The organism is Plantactinospora sp. BB1 (assembly GCF_003030385.1).
Lineage (GTDB): Bacteria > Actinomycetota > Actinomycetes > Mycobacteriales > Micromonosporaceae > Plantactinospora.
This window is the reverse complement of record NZ_CP028159.1, coordinates 7,478,922-7,503,158: the sequence shown is the minus strand read 5'-3', so window position 1 is coordinate 7,503,158 and position 24,237 is coordinate 7,478,922. Positions and strand designations below refer to the sequence as shown.

General features: G+C 74.7%; 24 protein-coding genes and 2 pseudogenes. 17 read left to right on the top strand and 9 right to left on the bottom strand.

The features are described 5' to 3' along the window. The 5 genes and pseudogenes from C6W10_RS32905 to C6W10_RS32885 all read right to left on the bottom strand — a co-directional run bounded on the left by C6W10_RS32905 (position 1) and on the right by C6W10_RS32885 (position 3,495). Positions 1-252, bottom strand: a complete 252-nt coding sequence (locus tag C6W10_RS32905) for a gas vesicle protein GvpG (RefSeq protein WP_107262948.1) — start codon at positions 250-252, stop codon at positions 1-3. 7 nt (positions 253-259) lie between these two features. Further along, positions 260-1,042: a GvpL/GvpF family gas vesicle protein gene (locus tag C6W10_RS32900; RefSeq protein ID WP_199853783.1), complete on the bottom strand. Its 783-nt coding sequence runs from the start codon at positions 1,040-1,042 to the stop codon at positions 260-262. Between the two features lie 208 nt (positions 1,043-1,250). Next, positions 1,251-1,448, bottom strand: a pseudogene (gvpJ, locus tag C6W10_RS39800) (gas vesicle protein GvpJ); the annotation flags it as partial. A gap of 8 nt (positions 1,449-1,456) precedes the next feature. After that, positions 1,457-2,671 carry an SRPBCC family protein gene (locus C6W10_RS32890; protein WP_107262945.1) on the bottom strand — a complete coding sequence of 405 codons (1,215 nt, stop codon included), beginning with the start codon at positions 2,669-2,671 and terminating at the stop codon, positions 1,457-1,459. After that, positions 2,668-3,495 carry a hypothetical protein gene (locus C6W10_RS32885; RefSeq protein WP_107262944.1) on the bottom strand — a complete coding sequence of 276 codons (828 nt, stop codon included), beginning with the start codon at positions 3,493-3,495 and terminating at the stop codon, positions 2,668-2,670. Before C6W10_RS32885 ends, C6W10_RS32890 begins: the two co-directional genes overlap by 4 nt. Before the next feature lie 370 nt (positions 3,496-3,865). On the opposite strand from C6W10_RS32885, the gene C6W10_RS32880 reads away from it, so the two are divergent. After that, the gene (locus C6W10_RS32880; protein ID WP_234359202.1) at positions 3,866-4,324 is read left to right on the top strand and encodes a helix-turn-helix domain-containing protein; all 459 of its coding nucleotides are present in this window, start codon (positions 3,866-3,868) and stop codon (positions 4,322-4,324) included. Positions 4,325-4,333: 9 nt separating this feature from the next. After that, the gene (locus C6W10_RS32875) at positions 4,334-4,765 is read left to right on the top strand and encodes a VOC family protein (protein ID WP_107262943.1); all 432 of its coding nucleotides are present in this window, start codon (positions 4,334-4,336) and stop codon (positions 4,763-4,765) included. Positions 4,766-4,847: 82 nt separating this feature from the next. On the opposite strand, the pseudogene C6W10_RS32870 reads toward C6W10_RS32875, so the two are convergent. Continuing rightward, a pseudogene (locus C6W10_RS32870) lies at positions 4,848-4,973 on the bottom strand (sigma factor-like helix-turn-helix DNA-binding protein); the annotation flags it as partial. Between the two features lie 346 nt (positions 4,974-5,319). Here C6W10_RS32870 and C6W10_RS32865 point away from each other — a divergent pair. After that, the gene (locus C6W10_RS32865) at positions 5,320-5,901 is read left to right on the top strand and encodes an NTP transferase domain-containing protein (protein WP_234361984.1); all 582 of its coding nucleotides are present in this window, start codon (positions 5,320-5,322) and stop codon (positions 5,899-5,901) included. A 70-nt stretch (positions 5,902-5,971) separates the two neighbouring features. Here C6W10_RS32865 and C6W10_RS32860 read toward each other — a convergent pair whose 3' ends face one another. Continuing rightward, the gene (locus tag C6W10_RS32860; protein ID WP_107262942.1) at positions 5,972-7,825 is read right to left on the bottom strand and encodes a PucR family transcriptional regulator ligand-binding domain-containing protein; all 1,854 of its coding nucleotides are present in this window, start codon (positions 7,823-7,825) and stop codon (positions 5,972-5,974) included. A gap of 172 nt (positions 7,826-7,997) precedes the next feature. Here C6W10_RS32860 and uraD point away from each other — a divergent pair, with 172 nt between their 5' ends. The 14 genes from uraD to C6W10_RS39270 all read left to right on the top strand — a co-directional run bounded on the left by uraD (position 7,998) and on the right by C6W10_RS39270 (position 22,143). Continuing rightward, positions 7,998-8,507 carry a 2-oxo-4-hydroxy-4-carboxy-5-ureidoimidazoline decarboxylase gene (gene uraD / locus C6W10_RS32855; protein ID WP_234361506.1) on the top strand — a complete coding sequence of 170 codons (510 nt, stop codon included), beginning with the start codon at positions 7,998-8,000 and terminating at the stop codon, positions 8,505-8,507. Continuing rightward, positions 8,504-8,887 carry a hydroxyisourate hydrolase gene (gene uraH, locus C6W10_RS32850; RefSeq protein ID WP_199853065.1) on the top strand — a complete coding sequence of 128 codons (384 nt, stop codon included), beginning with the start codon at positions 8,504-8,506 and terminating at the stop codon, positions 8,885-8,887. Before uraD ends, uraH begins: the two co-directional genes overlap by 4 nt. Positions 8,888-8,900: 13 nt before the next feature. After that, positions 8,901-9,800 carry a factor-independent urate hydroxylase gene (gene pucL / locus C6W10_RS32845; RefSeq protein WP_107264463.1) on the top strand — a complete coding sequence of 300 codons (900 nt, stop codon included), beginning with the start codon at positions 8,901-8,903 and terminating at the stop codon, positions 9,798-9,800. Then, on the top strand, positions 9,800-10,666 hold the full coding sequence (locus C6W10_RS32840; protein ID WP_107262941.1) for a xanthine dehydrogenase family protein subunit M: 867 nt from the start codon (positions 9,800-9,802) through the stop codon (positions 10,664-10,666). The genes pucL and C6W10_RS32840 overlap by 1 nt, the downstream gene beginning before the upstream one ends. Continuing rightward, the gene (locus C6W10_RS32835; RefSeq protein WP_107262940.1) at positions 10,663-11,136 is read left to right on the top strand and encodes a (2Fe-2S)-binding protein; all 474 of its coding nucleotides are present in this window, start codon (positions 10,663-10,665) and stop codon (positions 11,134-11,136) included. Before C6W10_RS32840 ends, C6W10_RS32835 begins: the two co-directional genes overlap by 4 nt. Further along, positions 11,133-12,488, top strand: a complete 1,356-nt coding sequence (locus C6W10_RS32830) for an 8-oxoguanine deaminase (protein ID WP_107262939.1) — start codon at positions 11,133-11,135, stop codon at positions 12,486-12,488. The genes C6W10_RS32835 and C6W10_RS32830 overlap by 4 nt, the downstream gene beginning before the upstream one ends. After that, complete coding sequence (pucD, locus tag C6W10_RS32825) at positions 12,485-14,809, top strand: xanthine dehydrogenase subunit D (protein ID WP_107262938.1); 2,325 nt, start codon at positions 12,485-12,487, stop codon at positions 14,807-14,809. Before C6W10_RS32830 ends, pucD begins: the two co-directional genes overlap by 4 nt. Then, positions 14,809-15,996, top strand: coding sequence for a hypothetical protein (locus C6W10_RS32820; protein ID WP_107262937.1), 1,188 nt, complete (start codon positions 14,809-14,811; stop codon positions 15,994-15,996). Before pucD ends, C6W10_RS32820 begins: the two co-directional genes overlap by 1 nt. A gap of 32 nt (positions 15,997-16,028) precedes the next feature. Next, on the top strand, positions 16,029-17,381 hold the full coding sequence (gene allB, locus C6W10_RS32815; RefSeq protein ID WP_107262936.1) for an allantoinase AllB: 1,353 nt from the start codon (positions 16,029-16,031) through the stop codon (positions 17,379-17,381). Continuing rightward, the gene (gene alc / locus C6W10_RS32810) at positions 17,378-18,454 is read left to right on the top strand and encodes an allantoicase (protein WP_107262935.1); all 1,077 of its coding nucleotides are present in this window, start codon (positions 17,378-17,380) and stop codon (positions 18,452-18,454) included. Before allB ends, alc begins: the two co-directional genes overlap by 4 nt. Beyond that, positions 18,451-19,656 (top strand): aminoglycoside phosphotransferase family protein, encoded by a 1,206-nt coding sequence (locus tag C6W10_RS32805; RefSeq protein ID WP_107264462.1) that lies wholly within the window; start codon positions 18,451-18,453, stop codon positions 19,654-19,656. The genes alc and C6W10_RS32805 overlap by 4 nt, the downstream gene beginning before the upstream one ends. Positions 19,657-19,755: 99 nt before the next feature. After that, positions 19,756-20,418, top strand: a complete 663-nt coding sequence (locus tag C6W10_RS32800; protein WP_199853064.1) for a hypothetical protein — start codon at positions 19,756-19,758, stop codon at positions 20,416-20,418. A gap of 34 nt (positions 20,419-20,452) precedes the next feature. After that, positions 20,453-21,574 carry a protein-L-isoaspartate O-methyltransferase gene (locus C6W10_RS32795; RefSeq protein WP_107262933.1) on the top strand — a complete coding sequence of 374 codons (1,122 nt, stop codon included), beginning with the start codon at positions 20,453-20,455 and terminating at the stop codon, positions 21,572-21,574. A 434-nt stretch (positions 21,575-22,008) separates the two neighbouring features. After that, a complete protein-coding gene (locus tag C6W10_RS39270; RefSeq protein ID WP_255416232.1) occupies positions 22,009-22,143 on the top strand; it encodes a hypothetical protein in 135 nt (44 codons plus the stop codon). Positions 22,144-22,214: 71 nt separating this feature from the next. On the opposite strand, the gene C6W10_RS32785 is transcribed toward C6W10_RS39270, so the two are convergent. Further along, positions 22,215-23,435, bottom strand: a complete 1,221-nt coding sequence (locus tag C6W10_RS32785) for an MFS transporter (RefSeq protein ID WP_107262931.1) — start codon at positions 23,433-23,435, stop codon at positions 22,215-22,217. A gap of 91 nt (positions 23,436-23,526) precedes the next feature. Beyond that, complete coding sequence (locus tag C6W10_RS32780) at positions 23,527-24,219, bottom strand: hypothetical protein (RefSeq protein ID WP_107262930.1); 693 nt, start codon at positions 24,217-24,219, stop codon at positions 23,527-23,529. Positions 24,220-24,237: the final 18 nt, after the last annotated feature.

Below are 24,237 nucleotides of genomic sequence, written 5' to 3'. Positions count from 1 at the left end.
TCATCTCCCTTCAGGTGTGATGTCCGGCGGGTCGGAGCGGGCGATCAGGCGATCGAGGATCCGCTGCTGCGCCTGCGCGAGTTCCGGTTCGGAGATCTCGCCGGCCGCCGCCGCATCGGCCAGCGCGGTCAGTTCCCGCTGCACGTTGACCGGGTCGTAGAGTTCGCGTTCGGCCTGGTCGCGCAGCAGCCGGGCGAGCCCGGTCAGCCCGCGTACCGGGCCGAGCGGCAGGGCAAGCAGGATGCCCAACACCCCGCCGTCACCGCCCCGGGCCGGAGGGGACGAAGTCCCAGGGCGCGGTCGGGCCGATCGTTCGGACCGTGGCCCAGTCCCGCCACGCCTCGGCGAGGTCCCGCACCGCGTCCGTGAAGTCCGCGCCGCGTCGTCGCTCCAGCAGGAACGCGACCCGGGCGGCGTCCTGCTCGTGCTGCGGCGGCAGCGGTGCCTCGGCCAGGCAGTACGGGGTGAGCCCCTCGGCCAGCCGCTCGGTGTCCGCCGCCCGGCGTGCCTCCACCGCCCGGGCGACGATCTCACCGAGCCGGATCCGCAGGTCGACATCGGCGTCCGCCGGCCGGCCACGCAGCCGGTCGCGCAGGTCGGCGGCCTCCGGCTCGTCGGCCAGTACGCCGGCCAGCAGCGTCCGCTCGTCGTACCGGGCCCGGACGACGTACTCGACCCGGCCGTCCAGTTCGGCCAGCGCGGCCCGGTACTCGTCGTGGCGCAGCCCCAACAGCTCGGTGACCGCCGCCGCGCTCGGCAGCACCGTGCCGAACCGCACCGGGAGTACCGGTACCTCGGCGGTCACCGCGACGCCGTCCAGTAGGTCGCGGTAGGCCACCAGGTCCTCGGGACGTCCCAGTCGTACGTCCAGGGGCGTCTCGCTGACCAGGGCCGCGACGTCGCCCTGCCGGATCGTGGTGACCGGCCCGAGCGGGTCGCCGAGGCCCCGGGCCTGCGGGGTCACCTCGACGTCCGCCGGCACCACCCCGTAGAGGAACTGTCCGGTCCCGGCGCCGGTGTCCATCATGGACGAAGCTGTCATCTCAGTCCTCCTCCCGACGACGGCGGCGAGGAACCCGGTCAGGATCCCCGTCCCGTCCGCTGCTGCTGTTGCCGCCGCTGTCGCTGCCGCTGCCGCCGACGATCTCGCCGAGGGCGTCGCCGGCCTTCTCCACCAGCCCGGCCTTCGGGCCGGAGACCAGGTCCGGCAGGCCCTTGTCCCGGGTGGCCGACAGGTCGAGCCGGTTCGTCGCCTCGGCGAACCGCAGGTACGTGTCGACGCTGGCCACCACGACCCGGGCGTCGACGGTCAGCAGCCGGATGCCGACCAGGCTGACCGCCAGGTGGGCGTCGATGACCACACCCTTGTCCAGGATCATCCCGACCACCTCGGCCAGGTCCGAGCCGCCTCCGCCTCCGCCGCCCCCGCCGCCGTCGGTCCGTCGCACGATGTCCGTCATCGCCCTCGTCCTCCACGGCTGCTCCGGCCGGCCTGTTCGGCCTCGCCCCCGGCCCGCTCCGTGCTGCGGCCACCACTGCTGCCTCCGGCGCCGGTACCACGCCCGGTGCGCTCGCCCTCACCCCGGCTGCTCGCTCGGCCCTCGCGGCTGGTCCGGGATCGGTTGCTGGCTGCACCCCGGCTGTCGGCTCCGGACGGGCTGTCGGCTCCGGACGGGTTGTCGGCTCCGGACGGGCTGTCGGCTCCGGGCCGGCCGTCGGCTCGGGATGGCCGCGTCGCGCCACGGCGGCGCGGGGCGTCGTCGTCGTTCGACGGTTCGGCCGGGTCGCCGTCGCGGACGACCTGCCCGTCGCGGATCTCGCCGCGCCAGCCCTCCACCTCGTCCTGATGCAGGATCGTCTCGGTCATCACGTGCCGGACGAAGTGCTTGAGTTCGAGGCGTACCCGACGGCCCTGGGCCCGCCAGAGATTGCCGGTCCGCTCGAAGAGCCCCTGCGGGTGGTACTCGAGCACCAGCAGGATCCGGGTCAGGTCGGGGGTGACCTCGTGGAAGGTCACCGTCCCGTCGACCGAGCCCTTGTCGCCGGTGGACCGCCACACGATCCGCTCGTCCGGGACCTGCTCGACGGTGGTGGAGCGCCAACTGCGGTGCGACCAGAAGATCTGCGCCTTCCAGGTCAGCTCCTCGGGCGAGGTCCGTTCGACATGCTCGACCTTCTTCATGAACCGGGGAAAGTCCTCGAACCGGGTCCACTGGTCGTACGCCACCCGCCGGGGCACGCCGACCTCGATCGACTCGACGATGTTGGTCACCTTGAGCTTCTCCTTCGCCCCGCCGCCGCCCCGGCTCAGCGCGGTCCGTACCCGCTCCTTGACGGCGGCCACTCCGGCGGCCAGTCCCGCCTTCGCCGGGGAGGCACCTTCGGCCAGCCGTCCGGCGCCGGCCTTCGCGGCCGCCCCGGTCGGCCCACTGCGCTCGGCGTACCGGACGAGCCGCTCGGTGGTACCACCGATCCGACCGATCGCGGCCGTGACGACGCGTTCACCGGCGGCGCCGGCCAGACCCCGGAGCGCCTCGGTCAGTCCTGCCGAGGGCGTCGAGCCCGTCGAGCCCGTCGAACCCTTCGAGCCGGTCGACTCAGCCGATTCGGTCGAGCGGGCCGCCCGGCCGCCGGTGGGACGAGCCTTCGCCGCACTGTCAGCCGGGCTCATCGGGTCCTCCGGCGCACCGGAGCGGCGTCGGTCGAGGCTCGCCGCCGGGCCGGCTGCTGCTGCCCGGACGTTGCCGTGGGACGCCTCCGGGCGCTTGCCCGCCCGGCCGAGGCCCGCTCCGGAGCCCGGTCGTCCGCGTCGCGGTCGTCGTCCATGTCGTCGTCCGCGTCGCGGTCGTCCAGGTGTCGGTCGTCTGCTTCGCGATCGTCGACGTCGTCGTCGGATTCGTCTTCATCGGCGTCGGGACCGTCGATGCCGTCGTCCCGGAGGTCGGCTCCGGGCTCCGGGCCTTCGTCGGCGAACTCGTTGCCGGCGAACTCGTCCTCCCCGAACTCGTCGAGGTCGTCGTCCTCGTCGTCCGCCGGCCGGCGACCCCGGGTACCCCGGCGGGCCGTCGGCCGGATGTCCGACAGCTTCCGGCGGGACCGCTTGACTGGCTTCGCCGCCTCGTCGGCCTGGTCCGCTTCGTCGGCCTGGTTCACCCCGTCCGCCTGGTCCGCCTCGTCCGGTCGTCCCTGGCCGGTTGCCCGCCCCGGATCGGTGCGCTCGCGCAGCCCGGCGCTGACCGAGTCGATGCGTCGGGTGACCGCGCTGGTCGCCGCGGCTCGGGTCGCCGCCACCAGCGGGGCGCCCAGCTCGGCGATCCGGCCCAGCTCGGAGGAGCCGCCGAGCAGTTTCGCCCCGCGGTGCAGCAGCCCGCGATCGCCGCTGAGCCGTCCGGCCACCACCGCGCCGCCCAGCACCGCGACCAGACCCAGCTTCCGGTGCCGCCCGACCAGATAGCCGACGCCGGCCCCCAAGGCGATCTGTGTCGCTCTGTTCATTCTCGTCATCCCCTTCGGTGTACCAATGGCACGCCGGCCATTCGGTCGTCGTCATTTCGTCGTTAGCGGCAGGCCGTACCCGGGGTTCCGTCGAGGAAAAACGCCTTTTCGAATTGCTGTGACCCAGGCCACAAATTGGTGGCGGAAAACCGTGCACATACCGCCGACGAGCTGCGGATTCGTCGAGACGGCGCGATCCGTCGACAATGACGCGGGACAGCGATCGGTGACCGGAATCAGTAAATCGAGAGAGGAAGGAAAGAGCGTCTCGACCGGGGGCGGAATGGACACTGTGCCCATTCGACGCGCGGGGGTCGATTCTCCTGCTGTTCGTCCCGATCGGTGACCCGATGCCCTAGACTGGGCCGCCGTGAGCGTGCCGCCGCGCCGGGCCCCCGGAGACCTGCTGGTGCATCTGCGCCGGGCGCGCGACTACGCGGACCTGCACTACGCCGAGCCGCTGGACCTCGGCACCCTTGCGGCGGTGGCCGGGATCAGCAAATACCACTTCCAGCGCCTCTTCACGGCGACGTACGGGGTCTCCCCGGCGGTGCACCTGAGCCGACGGCGGGTGGAACGGGCCCAGGATCTGCTCCGGGCCACCAACCTCACCGTCACCGAGGTCTGCCACGCGGTCGGGTTCACCAGCCTGGGCTCGTTCAGCAGCCGGTTCCGGGAGCTGGTCGGCGAGACGCCGAGCGAGTTCCAGCGCCGCTGGGCCGCGAGCGGTGCTCCCCGGATCCCCGGCTGCTTCGTGTTCATGTGGGGACTCGCCGAGCGGCGCGGCTCCGCAACCGGGGAGAAGCCGGGGTCCGCCGACCCCTCCTAGCCTGGTCGCATGATCACTAACATCTCGATCGCCAGCGTCTTCGTGAAGGATATCGACGCGTCGAAGGCGTTCTACCTCGACGTGCTCGGCTTCGAGGAGCACACCGACATCACCCTCGCGGACGGCTCCTACCGCTGGTGCACCGTCAAGCACCCCAAGCAGCCCGAGCTACAGGTGCACCTGACCCTGCCGGGTCCGCCGTACTCGCCGGAGATGGTGAGCGCGATCAACCGGGAGATGGACTCCGGCGGGATGTTCGGGCTCGGCCTGCACGTGGACGACTGCCGCAGGACGTACGACGAGCTTCGGGCCAGGGGTGTCGAGTTCATCCACACCCCGGAGGAGCGCCCGTACGGCGTCGAGGCGGTCGCTCGGGACAACTCGGGCAACTGGATGGTACTGGTCGAGCCTCGGGAGTACTCCGCCGCCGAGTTCGACTGAACAGACGCCTCCGCCCTACCCGGTGGCCGGCGCGGTCGCTCGCTCGGGCCGTCGGGTAGGGCGGAGGTGTGCCTGCGCTCGCTCAGTACGTGTCGGCGAGTTGGCCGCGGAGTTTGGTGAGGGCGCGGGTGAGGAGGCGGCTGATGTGCATTTGGGAGACGCCGATTTGTTCGGCGATTTGGGATTGGGTGAGGTTGCCGTAGAAGCGGGAGTTGTTCGGTGGTGGAGGTTCGTTATGTGGTGGTCGGGTGGTGGAGGTGTCGTGTGGCTGTTCAGGCATCACCTTAGCCCGTTGGTATCGGAGGATGCTAGCCGAACGGCTGATGTATAAAACGGATAATGCTGCTCATAACCGGAACTTCGGCAAGATCTTTTGACTGAACTAGGCTCCGACCGTGACCCACCTCGCTCCGGACGAGCCGGCATCGGACCCCACCGGACGCTCGGCACCCACCGGACGGCTCACACCCGCCGATCGAGTCGCGGCCGACCGGGTCGGCGCCGAGCAAGTCGCGGCCGACCGGGTTTCCGGCGACGGGGTCCCTGGCGACCGAATACCCGTCGAGCGGGTCGGCGGGCTGGTGCTCGCCGCCGGTGCGGGGCGGCGTTACGGCGGGCCCAAGGCGCTGGTCCGGCTCGACGGCCGGCTGCTGGTCGAGCGGGCGGTCCAGGTCGCCCGGGACGGTGGCTGTGAGCCGGTCGTCGCGGTGCTCGGGGCCGCCGCGCCGGCCATCCGGGCCCGGGCCGAACTCGGCGACGCCGTGACGGTGCAGAACCCGGAGTGGGAGACCGGGATGGGCTCCTCGCTGCGGGCCGGGCTGACCGCGCTGCGGGACTCCGGCGCCGTCGCGGCGGTCATCCTGCTGGTCGACATGCCCGGGATCACCGCCGAGGCGGTCCGGCGGCTGGTCGAGATCGCCACACCGGACGCGCTCGGCATGGCCGGCTACGGCACCCGACGCGGCCATCCGGTACTGCTCGGCCGCTCACACTGGTCCGGCGTGGCCGATTTGGCGGTCGGCGACGTGGGCGCCCGGCCGTACCTGCGGCGGCACCAGGCGCGGCTGTCGGTCGTACCCTGTGACGACGTCGCGGACGACGCGGACCTGGACGTGCCACCGGCGACCGTGCCGTGACGCGGCGGTGGTCGCTCCGACCAGGTGACCGTGCTCGCCCGGCCGACGCCCGCTGGTCGAGGGTCCGGCCTCAGTGCGGCAGGCGCAGCGCGAGATAGCAGTCGACCCGGTCGGGAAACCGCGACAGGTCCCGCCCGGTGAGCTGCTCGATCCGGCCGATCCGGTAGCGCAAGGTGTTGACGTGCAGGTGCAGCCGTTCGGCCGCCCGGCTCCACGACCCGGAACAGGCGAGGAACTCGTCCAACGTGTGGAGCAGGTCGCTGTCGTGCGTCCGGTCGTAGGCCAGCACCGGGCCGAGTACCCGGTCCCGGAACGCCCGCCGCGCCTCGGCGGGTACGCCGGAGAGCAGCAACAGGTGCGAGGCGAGATCGCCGGCCGAGACCACCGTGCCGGGGCCGGGATCCGCGTCCGCCGTGGCCAGGGCATGCTCGGCCTGCTCGACCGCGCCCGGCAGGCCGCCCGGATCGGCGGCCGGTCCGCCGATCCCCACCGCGAGCCGTCCGGCGCCGAGCCCCGGCGCCAGCCCGGCGACCGTGCCCCGAATCGCCTTGCAGACCTCGGCGAGTTCGGTCCGCCCACCGGCCAGCACGGCCAGTACCGTCCCGGGCCGGCCGGCGCCGGTGACCACCGCCGGCAGCGCCGTCGACCGGGCGAGTTCCTCGGTGACCGCGACCGCCAGCTCCGGGGGCGTGGTCAGCCCGGTCAGCCGGACGGCCGCCACCAGCAGCGTCGACCGGGGCGGCAACCCGCAGGCGGAGAGCGCGGCGCGCAACTCCGCCGGGGAGGCGCCGGTGGACAGGACCGTGCCGAGCTGGTCGGCGAGCCGCCGCTCCACCCGACCCGCCTCGTCGGCGTGGGCCCGTTCCAGCGCCACCAGGCTGACCAGTTCGGCTGCCGCCTCGGGTAGCCCCGGAGGCGGACCGGATTCGCCGATCGCGGCCCGGCCGGCGTCCATGGAGCGGCCGGCGCCGGACGACCGGCCGGCGTCCGAAGACCGGCCGGCGAGCCGGGAGCGGCCGGCGTCCGTGGAGCGGCCGGCGTCTGGGGAGCGGCCGGCGTCTGGGGAGCGGCCGGCGTCCGTGGAGCGGCCGGCGTCCGAGGACCGGCCGGCGTCCGAAGACCGGCCCGTGTCCGAGGACCCGCCCGCGTCCGGGGAGCGGCCGGTGTCCGTGCCGGGACCGGCGGCGGCGGGTCGGGCGGCGACCTCGTGCTCGGATGGTTCCGCGTCCCGTGCCGCACAGGCCAGCAGCCAGGCGGCGAGCCGGTGCTCGGGTCGGCCGGCGACGGCGACCAGCCAGACCCGCCGGCCGTCGACCTCGACCACGGTCGGCAGCCGGCCGGCGGCCAGGAACGAGGCCGCCAACCGGCGGCGGGCGTCGGACGGCAGCTCGCCGGTACCGGCGACGGCCCGGCCGGTCGCGGTCAACACCCAGCAGTCGACGCCGAGGTCGGCGGCGACCGGCTGGATCAGGTCGGCCAACCGGGCGCCGCCGGCCATCGCCGCGACCAGACCCCGGTACCGGCCGAGCACCGTCGCCAGCCCGTTCGCCCGGCGCGCCCACAGGGTCGGGGTGACCTCGTCGATGATGTCCCGGAAGGAGACCTCGACCGGTACCTCGAACAGGGGTACGCCGTACCGCCGGCACGCCGTCACCAGGTCTTCCGGCACCGAGCCGTACGCCGCGTCGCCGGCACCGATCGCGGCGACCCCGGCGGCGGCGCAGGCCGCCACGAACCCGTCCGAGTCACCGGCCCGGCGCCGCCACATCAGCCCGGTGAGCACGATCTCGCCGCCGGAGAGGTAGCGGCGCGGATCGGGCAGGTCGGTGACGTACACCCGGCTGATCGGTCGGTCCAGTCCGGATTCGCCGGTGAGCAGCGTCAGCCGGAGTTGGGGCCGGTCCAGCGCCTCACGCAGCAGCATCGCGTACCCGTCCGATCCCGGCGACAGGCCGGTTGGAGGAACCTACGAAAACGATACGGCGGGCGGCGGCGGTTTCGGTGATCGCGCCGGTTCACCCGGCCACCGCCCGGCTGTTGTACTTCTGGTCAACCGCGCAGGTGGACTTCTGGTCAACCGGGCAGGAGGTGAACGGGTGGGCACCGTCAGCACCGTGTTGGACGAGTTCAACCGGCGACCCGCCGGGCAGGCCGAGCAGGCCCTGCTCGCCTGCTGCGCCGTGCCGGACTGGGCTCGTACGGTGGCGGGCGGCAGGCCGTACCCGGACGTCGCGGCGGTGGTCGCGGTGGCCGACGCCGCGCTGCGCCGGCTGACCTGGTCGGAGGTGGCGCAGGCGCTGGCCGCGCACCCGCGGATCGGCGAACGGCCGGCCGGCACCGGTCGGGAGTCGGACTGGTCCCGCCGGGAACAGTCCGGTGTCGACGGTGCCGACCAGGACACCCGGGCCGCGCTCGACCGGGCCAACCGGGAGTACGAGCAGCGGTTCGGGCACCTCTTCCTGGTCTTCGCCGACGGCCGGACGGACCTGGAACTGCTCGCTGCGGCCCGACGGCGGCTCGGCAACGATCCCGGCACCGAACGCGAGGTGGTCCGGGACGAACTGCGGCAGATCGCGCTGCTCCGGCTGAGGAGGCTGCTGTCGTGAGCGACGACCGGACGAACGCACCGGACGGCCTGATCCGGATCTCCACGCACGTGCTGGACACCGTACGCGGCGAACCGGCCGCCGACATCCCGGTCCGGCTCGACCGGCGGGACAGCGGCGGCTGGACGCCGGTGGCACACGGCCGGACCGATCCCGACGGGCGGCTGGCCGACTGGACGCCACTGCTGGACCGGCTGCCGCTGCGGGGCGGGCAGGCCGGCGGCTACCGGCTGGTGTTCCAGGTCGAGCGCCACTACCCGCCCGGCGCGGCCTTCTTCCCGGAGATCGTGGTCGCCTTCCAGATCACCGAGCCGGACCGGCACCACCACGTGCCGCTGCTGCTCAGCCCGTACGGCTACACCACCTACCGGGGAAGCTGAGGAGGTGCGGGCGGTGGCGATCGTGCTTGGCGCGAACCAGTACGGCAAGGCCGAGGTGCGGCTGGTCCGGGTACGCCGGGACGGTTCCCGGCACGAACTGCGCGACCTGACCGTCAGCATCGCGCTCGCCGGGGACCTCGACGAGGTGCACCGCGGCGGGGACAACGCGCACGTGCTCCCCACCGACTCGCAGAAGAACACCGTCTACGCCTTCGCCCGGGAACACGGCGTCGACCAGCCCGAGGAGTTCGGCCTGCTGCTCGCCCGGCACTTCGTCCGGAGCGCACCGGCGATCTCCCGGGCCCGGGTGGAGCTGACCGAGCACGGCTGGCGGCGGCTCGGCCCGCACTCGTTCCAGCGCGACGGCGCCGAGAGTCGTACCGCGACGGTGACCGTGGACGCCGAGGGCGGCACGGTGCAGTCCGGGCTGACCGGGCTGGTACTGCTGAACAGCACCGACTCCGAGTTCCGGGGCTACCTGAAGGACCGGTACACGACGTTGCCGGAGACCGACGACCGGATCCTGGCCACCGCCGTCGAGGCGTCGTGGCGGCATCACGACGTCGACCCGACCGATGGTGGGCGGGACTGGGCGGGGTCGTACGCCGGGGTGCGGGCCGCGCTGGTCGACGCGTTCGTGCAGACCTACAGCCGCTCGCTGCAACAGACCCTGTACGCGATGGGGCACCGGGTGCTCGCCGAGCGCCCGGAGATCGCCGAGGTGCGGCTGGCCCTGCCCAATCGTCACCACCTGCTGGTCGACCTGGCGCCGTTCGGGCTGGACAACCCGGGCGAGGTGTTCGTGGCCACCGACCGGCCGTACGGGCTGATCGAGGGCACCGTGACCCGCACACCCGAGGTGGAGACCCGCACACCCGAGGCGGCGGGGGCCGGGGACGGCGGGCCGGGCTGATGGAGTTCCTGCAACCGGAGAGCTGGGCCGAGGCGCTGGCGGCGCGGGCGGCGTACCCGGAGGCGCTGCCGGTGGCCGGCGGCACCGACGTGATGGTGGAGCTGAACTTCGCCCGCCGCCGCCCGCCGGCCCTGCTCGACCTGGGCCGGGTCGCCGGGCTGGCCGACTGGGGCGTCGAGGACGGCCTGCTGCGGCTCGGCGCCGGCGTGCCGTACCGGCGGATCGTCACCGAACTGGCCGACCGGGTGCCGGGGCTGGCGATGGCGGCCCGGACGGTCGGTTCGGCGCAGATCCGCAACCGGGGCACCGTCGGCGGCAACCTCGGCTCGGCCTCACCGGCCGGGGACGCGCTGCCGCCGCTGCTCGCCGCCGGGGCGCTGGTGGAGCTGGCCTCGGTCCGGGGCGTCCGCCGGCTGCCGGTGGCCGGCTTCTGCACCGGGCCGAAGCGCAGCGTGCTGGCCCCGGACGAGCTGATCGCCGCCGTCCTGATCGCGCCGGACGGCGGGCCGGAGCAGTTCGCCAAGGTCGGCACCAGGAACGCGATGGTGATCGCGGTCTGCTCGTTCGCGCTGGCGCTGCGGCCGGCGAACCGGACGGTCGGCACCGGGATCGGTTCGGCGGCACCGACGCCGGTCCGGGCGGTGGCCGCCGAGGAACTGCTCGCCGCCGAGCTGCCCTGGGCGGACCGGGCCGCGCTGCCGGAACCGCTGGTCCGCCGCTTCGGCGAGCTGGTCGCGGCGGCGGCGAGTCCGATCGACGACGTACGCGGCACGGCCGCCTACCGCCGGCACGCGCTCGGGGTACTGGCCCGGCGGGCGGTGCAGCGGGTCTGGGCGGAGCATCGGCGGAAAGGGGTCGACGGGTGAGGATCGACTGCGTGGTCAACGGCGCGCCGCGCCGGGCCGACGACGTCTGGGCCGGGGAGAGCCTGCTGCACCTGCTGCGGGAGCGGCTCGGGCTGCCCGGCGCCAAGAACGCCTGCGAGCAGGGCGAGTGCGGCTCCTGCACGGTCTATCTGGACGGCGAGCCGGTCTGCGCCTGCCTGGTCCCGGCCGGACAGGCCCGGGGCCGCGAGGTGGTCACCGTGGAGGGGCTCGGCCCGGGGCCGGGCGAACTCGACCCGGTGCAGCGGGCGTTCGTCGCGGCCGGGGCCGTGCAGTGCGGATTCTGTACCCCGGGACTGGTGGTCGCCGTACACGACCTGCTGGCCCGGACGCCGTCCCCGGCCGAGGAGGAGATCCGGGAGGCGTTGGCCGGAAACCTGTGCCGGTGCACCGGGTACGAGAAGATCCTGACGGCGGTACGTCTGGCCGCCGGCCGGGAGGACGAATCGTGATCATCATCGAGAACTGCGCCGTCGCCACGGTCGACCCGGCCGGGACCGAGTACTCCGACGGGCACCTGGTGCTCGACGAGGGTCGGATCGTCGCGGTCGGCCCCGGGCACGCCCCCCGCTACCACCGCTCGGTACGCCGGATCGACGGCACCGGCTGCCTCGTCACCCCCGGCCTGGTAAACACCCACCACCACCTCTACCAGTGGGCGACCCGGGGGATGGCGCAGCAGGAGGAGCTGTTCGGCTGGCTGAGGGCGCTCTATCCGGTCTGGGCCGGGCTGGACGCCGAGGTGGTGGCCGCGACCACCGCCGCCGGGCTCGGCTGGCTGGCGCTGCACGGCTGCACCACCAGCACCGACCACCACTACGTCTACCCGGCCGGCGCCGGTGACCTGATGGCCGCACAGGTCGAGGCGGCCCGGGGGGTGGGCTTGCGGTTCCACCCCTGCCGGGGCTCGATGGATCTCGGTGCGTCGGCGGGCGGGCTGCCGCCGGACGAGATCGTCGAGGAGACCGAGGCGGCGCTGATCGGCACCGAGGAGGCGATCGACCGCTACCACGACCCGGCCGACGACGCGATGCTGCGGGTGGCGGTGGCACCCTGCTCGCCGTTCAGCGTCACCGCGAAGCTGATGGCCGAGTCGGCGGCGCTGGCCCGGCGCCGGGGCGTACGGCTGCACACCCATCTCGCCGAGACCGTCGACGAGGAGGAGTACTGCCGGCAGACCCACGGCTGCACCCCGGTCGAGTACGCCGAACGGCTCGGCTGGCTCGGCCCGGACGTCTGGCTCGCGCACGGCGTACACCTGGACGACGCCGGGCTGGACGCGCTGGCCCGTACCGGTACCTCGGTCGCGCACTGCCCCAGCTCGAACGCCCGGCTCGGTGCCGGTGCGGCGCGGGTCCGGGAACTGCTGGACCGGGGCGTACCGGTCGGGCTCGGCGTCGACGGGCCGGCCTCGCAGGAGGCCGGCCAGCTCGGCGCGGAGCTGCGCCAGGCGCTCTACACGGCCCGGCTGCGCGGCGGCGCGGCGGCGCTGACCGCCCGGGACGCGCTCGCGCTCGGCACCGTCGGCGGGGCGCGCTGCCTCGGCCGGGCCGACCAGCTCGGCTCGCTGGAGGTCGGCAAGCTCGCCGACGTGGTGCTGTGGCGGCTGGACGGGCTCGGCCACGTCGGCATCGACGACCCGGTGGCGGCGCTGGTCTTCGGGCCGCCGGCCCCGGTGGAGCTGTCGCTGGTCGGCGGTGAGCCGGTGGTCGACAATGGCGAGCTGCGCACGGCCGACCCGGCCGGGCTGGCCCGGGGGCTTCGCCGGGCGCACCGGACCCTGGTCAGGCGGGCGCGGCGATGACCGGCCCGCCGGGCGAGGTGCGGCGCGCGGGAGGCGGGGCCGGGCCGCGCCCGGATGCGGCGGCGCCGGCTGCCCAGGGCATCGGAACCAGTCCGGTACGACCGGACGGCGCCCTCAAGGTGCGCGGCGAGTTCGCGTTCTCGTCGGACCTGTGGGTCGACGACATGCTGTGGGGCGCCACCCTGCGCAGCCCGCACCCGTCGGCGACGATCCGGGGCATCGACATCGGCCCCGCACTCGCCGTGCCGGGCGTGTACGCGGTGCTGACCGCCGCCGACGTGCCGGGCGACCGGCACTACGGGCTGGAGGTGGCGGACCAACCGGTGCTCGCCGTCGACGAGGTCTGCTACCGGGGCGAGCCGGTGGCGATCGTGGCCGCCGACCATCCGGAGACGGCGCGGCGGGCGGCCGAGCGGATCGTGGTCGACTACCTGGTGCGGGAGCCGGTGACGGACCCGGAGGCGGCGCTCGCCGCTGGCCGGCTGGTGCGGCACGTGCCGATCCGCCGGGGCGACCCGGACGTCACCGCCGAGGTGGTGGTGACCGGGGAATACCGGGTCGGCATGCAGGACCAGGCGTTTCTCGGGCCGGAGTCGGGGCTGGCGGTGCCGGCCGAGGACGGCGGGATCGAGCTGTACGTCGCCACCCAGTGGCTGCACGCCGACCAGCGGCAGGTCGCCGCCGCGCTCGGGCTGCCGGTCGAGTCGGTCCGGCTGAGCCTGGCCGGGGTCGGTGGCGCGTTCGGTGCCCGGGAGGACCTGTCGATGCAGGTGCACGCCAGCCTGCTGGCCCTGCGTACCGGGCGGCCGGTGAAGATGGTCTACGGCCGGGAGGAGTCGTTCGTCGGGCACGTGCACCGGCACCCGGCGATCCTGCGCTACGAGCACGGCGCGACCCGGGACGGCGAGCTGGTCTACGTACGGGCCCGGATCCTGCTGGACGGTGGGGCGTACACGTCGACCACCCCGGCGGTGGTGGCGAACGCGGCCACCCTCGGGGTGGGGCCGTACCGGGTGCCGAACGTGACCGTGGACGCGTACGGGGTGCACACCAACAACCCGCCGTGCGGGGCGATGCGCGGGTTCGGGGCGGTGCAGGCGTGCTTCGGGTACGAGTCGCAGATGGACCGGCTCGCCGAGGCGGTCGGGCTGGATCCGGTGCAGGTGCGGGTCCGCAACGCGCTGGCCGAGGGCGGGGTGATGCCGACCGGGCAGCGGGTGGAGGGGCCGGCGCCGGTGGCCCGGTTGCTGGAGCTGGTCCGGGACCGGCCGGCACCGCCGCCGGCCGGCGACGATCCGCGGCGGCTGCCGGGCGGGGTGGCGAACACGACCGCGCCGGAGCAGGTGGTCCGGGGAGTCGGGTACGCGATCGGGATCAAGAACGTCTGCTTCTCCGAGGGCTTCGACGACTACTCGACGGCGCGGGTCCGGCTGGAGCTGCTCGGCGGCGAGCCGACCGTGCTGGTGCACACCGCCGCGGCCGAGGTGGGGCAGGGGCTGGTGACGGTGCAGGCCCAGATCGCCCGGACCGAACTGGGCGTCGAGCGGGTGGTGGTGGCGACCGCGGACACCTCGGTGGGGAGCGCGGGGTCGTCGTCGGCGTCCCGGCAGACGTACATGACCGGGGGTGCGGTGCGGGCGGCCTGCCGGGCGGTCCGGGCGGCGCTGGCGGCACGACTGGGCGACTCCGCCGGCCGGCGCGACGCGGACGGGCTGGAGTTCGCCGACGGGCTGGAGTTCACCGACGGTGCGGTACGGGATCCCGCCGGCCGCACCCTCGGCACCCTGGTCGAACTGCTCGCCGCCGGCCCGGTCGAGGAGACCGCCCGCTGGCGGCACCGCCCGACCCGGCCGCTGGACCCGGTGACCGGGCAGGGCGACGCGCACGTGCAGTACGCGTTCGCGGCGCACCGGGCCACCGTGGACGTGGACCCCGAACTCGGGCTGGTCCGGGTGGTGGAGATCGCCACCGCCCAGGACGTCGGCCGGGCGATGAACCCGGAGGCGGTGCTGGGCCAGATCCACGGCGGCACGGTCCAGGGACTCGGGCTGGCGCTGATGGAGGAACTCCAGGTCGTCGACGGGGTGATCAGGAATCCGTCCTTCACCGACTATCTGATCCCGACCATCGCCGACGTGCCGCCGATGACGGTCGACGTGCTGGAGCTGGCGGACCCGCACGCCCCGTACGGGCTGCGCGGGGTGGGGGAGCCGCCGGCCATCTCGGCCACCCCGGCGATCGTGGCCGCGATCCGGGCGGCGACCGGGCTGCCGCTGGCCCGGGTACCGGTCCGGCCCGAGCACCTGACCGGGACCGGCTGATGGGCCGGCTCCCCCCGGACGTCCTGGTCGAACTGGACGGGCGGCTGGCGCCGGTCGACGCCGAGCTGCGGCGCCGCTATCCCGGCCAGCCGTCCGGGCGGCAGCCGGTGCACACCGTCTACGTGCCGGCCGACCGCTGCGGCCCGGGGCTGGCGGCGCGCTGGGGTGCGGCCGCACTGGCGGCGTTGCGCGAGCACCCGCCGCTGCCGTACCCGGCCGAGTTGCACGACCGGGTGGTCGACAAGCTGCGCCGGGAGCCGATCGAGGACCTGCGGATCGACTTCGAGGACGGCTACGGGACACCCGACGACGAGGTCGAGGACGCGGCGGCCCGGGAGGCGGGGCGGCTGGTCGGCGACGGGCTCGGGGTGCCGTTCGCCGGGCTGCGGATCAAGAGCCTGACCGGGCCGGTACGGCGCCGGGCGGTGCGTACCCTGGACCTCTTCCTCGACGCGCTGCGCGACGGCGGTGCCGAACTGCCCCCGGCCGACCGGTTCGTCGTGACGCTGCCAAAGGTGAGCGTGCCCGCCCAGGTCGAGGCGATGGTGCTGCTCTGCGAGCGGCTGGAAGCGGCGTACGGGCTGCCGGCCGGCTGGCTGCGCTTCGAGGTGCAGATCGAGACGCCGGCCGCGATCCTCGGCCCGGACGGGCTGGCGACGCCGGGCCGGTTGATCGGGGCGGCCGACGGCCGGTGCACCGGACTGCACTACGGCACCTACGACTACAGCGCCGCCTGCGGGATCGCCGCCGCGCAGCAGAGCCTGGCGCATCCGGTCGCCGACTTCGCCAAGGCGGTGATGCAGGTCGCCGCCGCCGAGACCGGGGTACGGCTGGCCGACGGCTCGACCAACCTGCTCCCGGTCGGCGACACCGCCGCCGTGCAGGCCGGCTGGGCGGAGCATGCCGGGCTGGTCCGGCGCGGGTTGGAACGCGGCTTCTACCAGGGCTGGGACCTGCATCCGGCCCAGTTGCCGACCCGGTTCGCCGGCACGTACGCGTTCTTCCGGGAGGGGCGGGCGGCGGCGGTGGCACGGCTGCGGGCGTACCTTGCGGGGCGCTCCGGCGGGATCCTGGACGAGCCGGCGACGGCCCGGGCACTCGCCGGCTTCCTGCTGCGCGGGCTCGACTGCGGCGCGCTGACCGAGGAGGAGACCGGCTACGACCGGGTCACGCTGTCGGCGGTGTGACCACTGCCGGGGCGTGCGGGGGGAGGGGAGCGATGAGCGGGTACGACCTGGTGCTGCGGTCCCGCCGGGCGGTACTGCCCGACGGTGAGCGGCCGGCGGCGATCTGCGTACGCGACGGTCGGATCGTCCGGGTGGCCGGATACGACGAGGTGCCCGGCACCGACCTCGGTGACCTGGCCCTGCTGCCGGGGCTGGTGGACACGCACGTGCACGTCAACGAGCCGGGGCGCACCGAGTGGGAGGGTTTCGCCTCGGCGACCCGGGCCGCACTGGCCGGCGGGGTGACCACGATCGTCGACATGCCGCTCAACTCGGTACCGCCGACGGTCACCGTGCCGGCGCTGCACCGCAAGCGGGACGCGGCCCGGGGCCGGTGCCACGTCGACGTCGGCTTCTGGGGCGGGGCGGTCCCGGAGCACCTGGCCGAGCTGCCCGCGCTGCACGCCGCCGGGGTGCTCGGGTTCAAGGCGTTCCTGGTCGACTCGGGGGTGCCGGAGTTCCCGCCGCTGGACCCGGCCGGGCTGGGCGAGGCGCTGACCGCCGTCGACGCGCTCTTCGTGGTGCACGCCGAGGATCCGGCCCGGATCGCCGTCGCGCCCGCCTCGGCCCGGTACGCGGACTTCCTCGGCTCCCGGCCGCCGGTCGCCGAGCGGCGCGCGGTCGAAGTGGTGCTGGACGCGGCCCGGCGGACCGGCCGGCGGGTGCACGTCCTGCACCTGTCCGCCGCCGACGCACTGCCGGCGGTCGCCGCCGCCCGCGCCGACGGGGTACGGGTGACCGTGGAGACCTGCCCGCACTACCTGACCCTGGACGCCGCCGAGGTCCCGGACGGGGCGACCGAGTTCAAGTGCTGTCCGCCGATCCGGGACGCGGCGAACCGGGCGGCGCTCTGGGCCGGCCTGGCCGACGGGTTGGTCGACTGTGTCGTCTCGGACCACTCGCCGTGCCCGCCCGCGCTGAAGCGGCCCGACAGCGGCGACTTCGGCGCCGCCTGGGGCGGGATCGCCTCGGTGCAGCTCGGCCTGCCGGTGGTCTGGACCGAGGCGCGGCGGCGCGGGCACGGGCTCACCGACCTGGTGCGCTGGATGGCGCGGCGGCCCGCCGAGATCGCCGGGCTGCCCGGCAAGGGGGTGCTGCGGGCCGGCGCCGACGCCGACCTGGTGGCGCTGGACCCGGACGCGGAGTGGACCGTCGAGCCGGCCCGGCTGCTGCACCGGCACCCGGTCACCCCGTACGCCGGGCGTCGGCTGACCGGGGTGGTCCGGGGCACCTGGCTGCGCGGCGAGCGCGTTATCGCGACGGACCCGCCCCGGGGACGGCTGCTGTCCCGGGACGACCGTCGAGTGGACGACCGGGGCCTGCCGGCCGGGGAGGGACCCGGATGAGCGCCTTCACCGAACTGCCCGACCTGGCGGCACGGTCCCTCGGCGGTGGGGTGGTGGCGGCCAACGACGAGTTCTTCGCCGCCCGGGACAACCTGGTCACCGACGAGCCGCCGGCCTTCGCCGCCGGCACCTTCGGGGCCAAGGGCCAGGTGTACGACGGCTGGGAGACCCGCCGCCGCCGGGAGCCCGGACACGACTGGGCGGTCGTCCGGCTCGGCGCCCCCGGCGTGGTCACCGGGGTGGTGGTGGACACCTCGCACTTCGTCGGCAACTATCCGCCGTACGCCTCGGTGGAGGCGTGCGGGATGGCCGGATATCCCGATCCGGCCGAGCTGGCCGACGCCGACTGGGCCACCCTGGTGCCGAGGGCGGCGTTGCGCGGGGACGGTCGTAACCTCTTCGAGGTGGACGACCCACGCCGCTACACGCACGTACGGCTGCGGATCTACCCCGACGGCGGGGTGGCCCGGCTGCGGGTGCACGGTGTGGTCGTACCCGATCCGGCGCTCTTCCCCGACGGGCAGCTCGACCTCGCGGCGCTGGAGCACGGCGGCCTGGTGGTCGGGTGCAGCGACATGTTCTACGGTTCGCCCCGGCAGTTGATCGCGCCCGGGCTGGCCCGGAGCATGGGCGAGGGCTGGGAGACCGCCCGGCGGCGCGACGACGGCAACGACTGGGTACGGGTCCGGCTGGCCGCACCCGGGCAGGTCCGGCAGGTCGAGCTGGACACCAGCCACTTCAAGGGGAACGCACCGGCGGCGGCGAGGCTGCGCGGCGTGGACACCCGGGTCGCCGACCCGGCGGACGAGGCGGCCTGGTTCGAGATCCTGCCGCGCACCCGGTTGCAGCCGGACACCCGGCACCGGTTCCCGGTCGACGCCGTGCCGACCGCCACCGAGGTCCGGCTGGACGTCTTCCCGGACGGCGGCATGGCCCGGCTGCGGCTGCCCGGCCGGATCGCCCCGGCCGACCTCGACCGGCTGCGCCGCCGCTGGTCGGAGTCGTTGCCGCCGGCCCAGGCCCGCCAGGTGGGGCAGGTCGGGAGCCGACCGGCGAGAGCCTGGTGGCCATGACCCGGACCGTACTGCTGCACCTGCTCGACGACGCCGGCCGGCCGCTCGGCGTGCTGCCCGCGTACGACGTACCGGCGCCCTGGTGGCAGGAGGTCGGCGACGTGGTGGCCGGTGCCCGGGCCCGGTACGGCATCGACGTCTCGGTACTGCGGCTGCTGCACACCGACCGGCCCGAGCCGCACGGCGGCACAGTCGGCTACCTGGTCCAACTCGACCCGGGCGCGCGGGTGCCGCCCGGCGTGCCGCTGGCACCGTCCGAGGTGGACCTGTCGGCCGAACCGCTGCGGGCGCCCTGGGCGGAGCCGGGTGGGCCGGCCGCGAGCCTGCGCTGGGCCGCCGCCGAACTGCACCGGGCCGGCCGGGGTCCACACCTGGCCGTGCCGCAGCGGGCCTGGAACCTGTCGGCGATCTGGCGACTCGACGCGACGGGGTCGGCCGGCGAGGCCGGTGGCCCGGTCTGGCTCAAGCAGGTACCCGGGTTCTTCGCGCACGAGGCGGTGCTGCTGCGCTGGCTCGGCACGGCGGTACCCGACCTGGTGCCGGTGCTGCTGGCCGCCGACGGCTGCGGACGGATGCTGCTGGAGCACGTGCCGGGCGAGGACGGCTACCGGCTGCACCCGGCTGGGCGGGACGCGGTCGCCGCCGACCAGCACCGGATCCAGCTCGCCTCGGTGGGGCAGGTCGAGCGGCTGGTCGCCGCCGGCGTACCGGACCGGCGCGGCGCGGCACTGGCCCGGACCGTACGCGACCAGCTGACCGCGCACGGCGCCGACCTGGCGCCGGTACGGTCGCTGCTGGACGGCCTGCCGGACCGGATGGCCGAGGTGGGCCGCTGCGGCCTGCCGGACGTACTGGTCCACGGCGACCTGCATCCGGGCAACGTCCGGATCGACGGCGACCGCCGGGTGATCATCGACTGGGGGGACGGGTTCGTCGGCCATCCCGCCTTCGACATCCTGCGGCTGACCGAGGCGATCGATGCGGAGCCGGCCGGCGAGCTGCTGCGGTCCTGGGTCCGGCGCTGGCGGTCGAGCGTCCCGGGCAGCGACCCGGGCCGGGCGGTGGAGCTGCTCCGCCCGGTGGCGGCGTTGCGGATGGCGGCGGGGTACGCCGACTTCCTGGCCCGGATCGAGCCGAGCGAGCGGGTGTTCCACGCCGCCGACGTGCCCGGCTATCTGCACCGGGCCGCCCGAACGGGCTGAGCCGGCGGAGGTGACTGTCGACTTTCCGTCTCGCCTGCGCTTGTCTGCGCCCGGGGCCGGTCGTAGCGTCGCGGCTATCCCGACGCGACAGGAGCCCTGTTGAGCCAGCCTGTTCCGCCGCAACTCGTCGTGCACTGCCGGATGCTCCACTTCGGCTGGGTGCCGGCGGACCCCGAGGCGGTGGCGGCGATGGTGCCGCCGGGCCTGCGGCTGCCGGCCAACCGGCAGGTCTTCCTCCAGCAGTACGTGGTGGACGACCCGGCCCAGACCTCCGGGCTGGACAGCTACTCGGCGGCGGGACTCGGCCCGGACCTCGACCTGGCCGACGCGGGCCGGGGCCGGTGGTACACCCACCACCTGAGTTCGAGTCCGCTGGCCCAGACCCAGGCGGCGGTACGCGGCGTGCCGGCCGGCGCCGGCCGGACCACGATCGAGATCATCGGCCAGGCGCTGGTGGCGGTGACCGAAGTGGACGGTGTGGCGCTGATCCGCACCACCGCCCGGGTCGGCCGCAACGTCTCCCGGGTCTACCGGGGCCACGTCCGCTACCTGAGCCGGCTCGGCAGCCAGCTCGTCGGCGCCACCTGCCCGTACATCTTCGAGCCGGTCGCGCCGTTCGAGATCGAGTCGGTGGAGTTCCTCGCGCCGGACCATCCCGTCTACGCGCTCCGTCCGGCCAACCCGTTGGAGTTGCTGTGGGGCTTCTATTCGCCACGCTCGTCGTTCGCGCTGCCGGGCAGCGAGAGCTGGGTCGGACACTGAGGCGGTCCGGCCCGGCCGGTCCGGCGGGCCGGCCATGACGTCGGCGGCCGAGCTGCGCTCCCGGTACGTCGACCAACTGCGCCGCGACGGCCTGCTCGACGGTGCCGACCTGCTCCGGGCGTTCGGCACGGTGCCCCGGGAGGAGTTCGTCGCGGCCGGTTTCGACGGCGGCGACGGGCGCTGGGTCGGGCCGGCCGATCCGGACTTCCTCCCTCTCGTCTATCGGAACCATCCGCTGGTCACCAAGGTCGTCGACGGTGTGCCGGTCAGCTCGTCGAGCCAGCCGTCGCTGATGGCGGCGATGATCGAGTCGTTGGAGCTGCGCCCCGGCAGCCGGGTACTGGAGATCGGCGTCGGTACCGGTTACAACGCGGCCCTGATGGCGACCATGGGCGCCCGGGTGACCACCGTGGACATCGCCCCGGACGTCGTCGAGCGGGCCGGGGCGGCGCTGCGCCGGGTCGGGCTGGCCGACGCCGTCGACGTACGCCTCGGCGACGGTTACCTCGGCGTGCCGGCCGACGCCGGGTACGACCGGGTGGTGGTCACGGTCGGGGTGACCGGGGTGTCACCGCGCTGGCTCGACCAGCTCGCGCTGGACGGCTACCTGCTCGCACCGGTCGAACACGCCGGAAACCATCCGGTGCTGCGGATCCGGCCGGGCGGGCCGGGGACGGGCGAGGCGCGCGGCGAGCTGCGCGCCGGGTTCATGTCGGCGGCCGGCCCGCTGGCGGCCCGCTATCCGGGAGGACATCCGGCGCCGCAGCGCAGCGACACACTGCCGCCGCCGACGGTGCGCCATCCGCCCTGCTGGCATCCGCCGCTGGACGTCTTCCGCTACCACGACCTGTGGTTCGCGGTCGGGGCCTGGGACCGGCGGACCACCTTCTCCGCCGGTCCGCCGGGCGGGTGGGGCGGCCCCGGCGGCTGCCTGCTCCTGGACGAGGTGCACGGCGGCGGGGCGGGGCTGCTCCCCGACGGTTCGGTGCAGGCGGCCGGACCGTCCGCCGCCCGGTACGCCGCCGACGCGCTCGCCCTGCGGGACCGCTGGGTGGCCCGGGGCGAGCCGACGATCTGCGACTGGACGGCCGGGTTGGTGCCGGCCGGCGACCCCGACCAGCCGATCCTGGTACCGACCGGCTGGGTCCAGCGCTGAAACCGTCCGGCGTTCGGATCCCACGATTCGGCGCCGGATCCGGGCGGAACGCCGGAACCCGCAGGTACCCCTCGTTCGGCCGGGATCCGGTCGCGGCGGGACGGGGCGGAGCTTCGGCGCGATTCCGCCCTCGGTTCCACCGACGGTCCGGGCGGGCAGGCTACCCCGGAATCGGGCGGGGCTGCCGGGTTTCCGATCGCCCAGAGCGGCAACTCCGATGTCGGGTTGCCCCGATCGCGCAGGACGGTGGGGCCGTGCTCGTACACGGCCTCCGGGCGGCCCAGGCACCCGGGGCGGGTGCCCAGGGGAGGACGACCGGCGCGTACCAGCGGAGGCGCCGGGTGACCGGTCGGTCGGCGGCAGACGTCGGAGCCGGTACGGCGGTGGTCGTCCTGCCCGTGTGGGAGAGCAGGCGACGACCAGGGGAGGACAGCATGTCCAGCGAGATCATGGACGCCGAGCCGGATGGACCGGACCAGGCGGCGGTGGAGAACGAGCGCGGAGCCCTCGTCGCGGTGTTGGTGATGGTGGTGCTCGGGGTGGCCGGCATCTTCGCCGTCTCCACGTGACGATCTCCGATCTCAGCCTGACGGGACCCGCTGGCCGGCAGCACGGCTAGCGGGTCCGACTCCGCGTCCGGTCAGGTGTGCAGCACGGCGTCCCCGTCGGCGGCGCGCCGGGCCGAGCGGAGCGCGACGAGCCCGGTGCCGAGGCAGAGCAGGGCGGCGACGACCAGCGGCAGGCGGTGATCCGGCAGGACCAGGGCCGCGCCGATCGGAGTGGCGAGCGCGACGGGCGCGAAGAGCAGGGTGTTGGCGCTGCCGGACACCCGCCCGAGCAACGCCTCGGGGGTCCGGGACTGCACCGCCGTCACGGCCGCCACCAGGGTCCAGGGCAGGCCGATCCCGACCACCACCGAGCAGGCGACGGCCGCCGGGGACCACGGGACGAGCCGGCCGAGGGTGCCGAGGGCGAAGAGGGCGGCGCCGAGTGCGCCGACCGCGAGGCTTCCCCGGGTACGCAGCAGCCGGCCGACCAGCAGGCCGCCGAGCAGCGATCCGGCGCCCTGCCCCGAGGAGAGCACCCCGACGAACGCGGCGGGCTGGTGCAGGTCCTCGGTGACGACGGCGTAGACGGCGGCGGTGGTGAGCCCGGACATCGCGATGGTGACGGAGCCGACCAGCACGGGTGTGCGCAGTTCGGGGTGCCGCCAGAGGAAGGCGGCGCCGGCCCGGATCCGACCTCGCCCGCCCTGGCGCCGTGCGGCGGGGGATTCCGCCCCCTGGGGACGGAGCGTGAGCAGCGTGTAGAGACCGGCGGCCAGGGTCAACGCCGCCGCGGTGAGCGCGGCCACCGGATGTCCGCCCTGCCAGACGAAGAGTCCGGCCCCGGCCAGCGGGGCGACCAGCTTCACGCCCTCCTGTGCGCTGGTCCGCAGCCCGTTGACCCCGCCGAGGGCGGCCGGTGGCAGAGCGGCCGGCAGTACGGCGTTCTCGGCGGCGTCGACCAGGACGAGGCTGGTGCCGTAGCCGACCATCACGAGGTAGACGAGCCAGACCTGGGCGTCGGTACGGACCCCCAGCAGGGAGAGCACGGCCACTGCGGTGAGCAGGTGGGTCCAGACGATCAGTCGCCTGCGGGGGAGCCGGTCCACGAGTGCGCCGAGGACCGGGCCGAGGAGTGTCGGGGCGAAGAGGCAGAGGCCGGTGAGTGCGGCCAGGCTGCTGGAGCCGGTGAGGTCGAGTACCCAGACCCCGGAGGCCACGTTGAGTGCGGTACCGCCGAATCCGGAGACGAGCGAGATGCCGACGAAGATCAGGATGTTGCGCTTCTCCGGGCTGCGCCAGGGTGCAGCGGGCACGTTGCGACCTCCGAGGGGGGTTGAGTCATGGAGACTCACATCCTCGGATCACCTGTCGTCCCGTGTCAACCAGAACTTGCGTCGGATCGGCTCAACTCGACTCCGTCGTGTCGGCGGCGACTCGGCGGCCGGAAGCGGGGACGGCCTGGTCCACCGCCCGGCGGAGCCGGTCCAGTGCCTCCGGCAGCGCGCCCTCCAACCGCTCGGCCGGGATCTGGTCGAGATCGGCGACCGCCTGGACGGCAAGTGCGTACAGCCCGCCGGGCTCGGCCGAGCGGGCCAGTGCGAGGGTGGTGCGCGCGAGTCGGGCCCGGGGGTGCCAGTCGGCCCCGTCGGGTTCCGTGCTCAGCTGCCGGTGTACGGCCACCACCGCCGCCCGGAGCCGGGTGATCGCCGCCCCGTACGCGGTGTCAACAGACTGTTGACGTTTGCGCTCGGCGCGTACCCGGGCCGGGTCGCGGGTCGCCGCGCCCGAGAGCCGTACCCAGCGCTGCTCGGCCGCCTGCCGGCTGGCCAGCCCCAGCGCCGTGGCGATCTGTGCCCAGCTCACCCGCTGCTCCCGGGCCGCCTCGACGAGTCGGCGTTCCGCCTCGTCCAGCCCGGCCCGTACCCCGTCCAGCAGCCGTAGCGCGGCCAGTGGCGGGAGCTGCCCGCTACCGCCGTCGGACGCGGCACCGAGCACGGCCGCGTACGCGGCGAGTCGCCGCTCCACCTCGTCCGACGGCGGGCTGGCGGGTGGCCGCGCCGAGGTCTCCTCGGGTAGGTCCGTTCTCTCCGGTGACATCTCCGCATGATGTCCGGG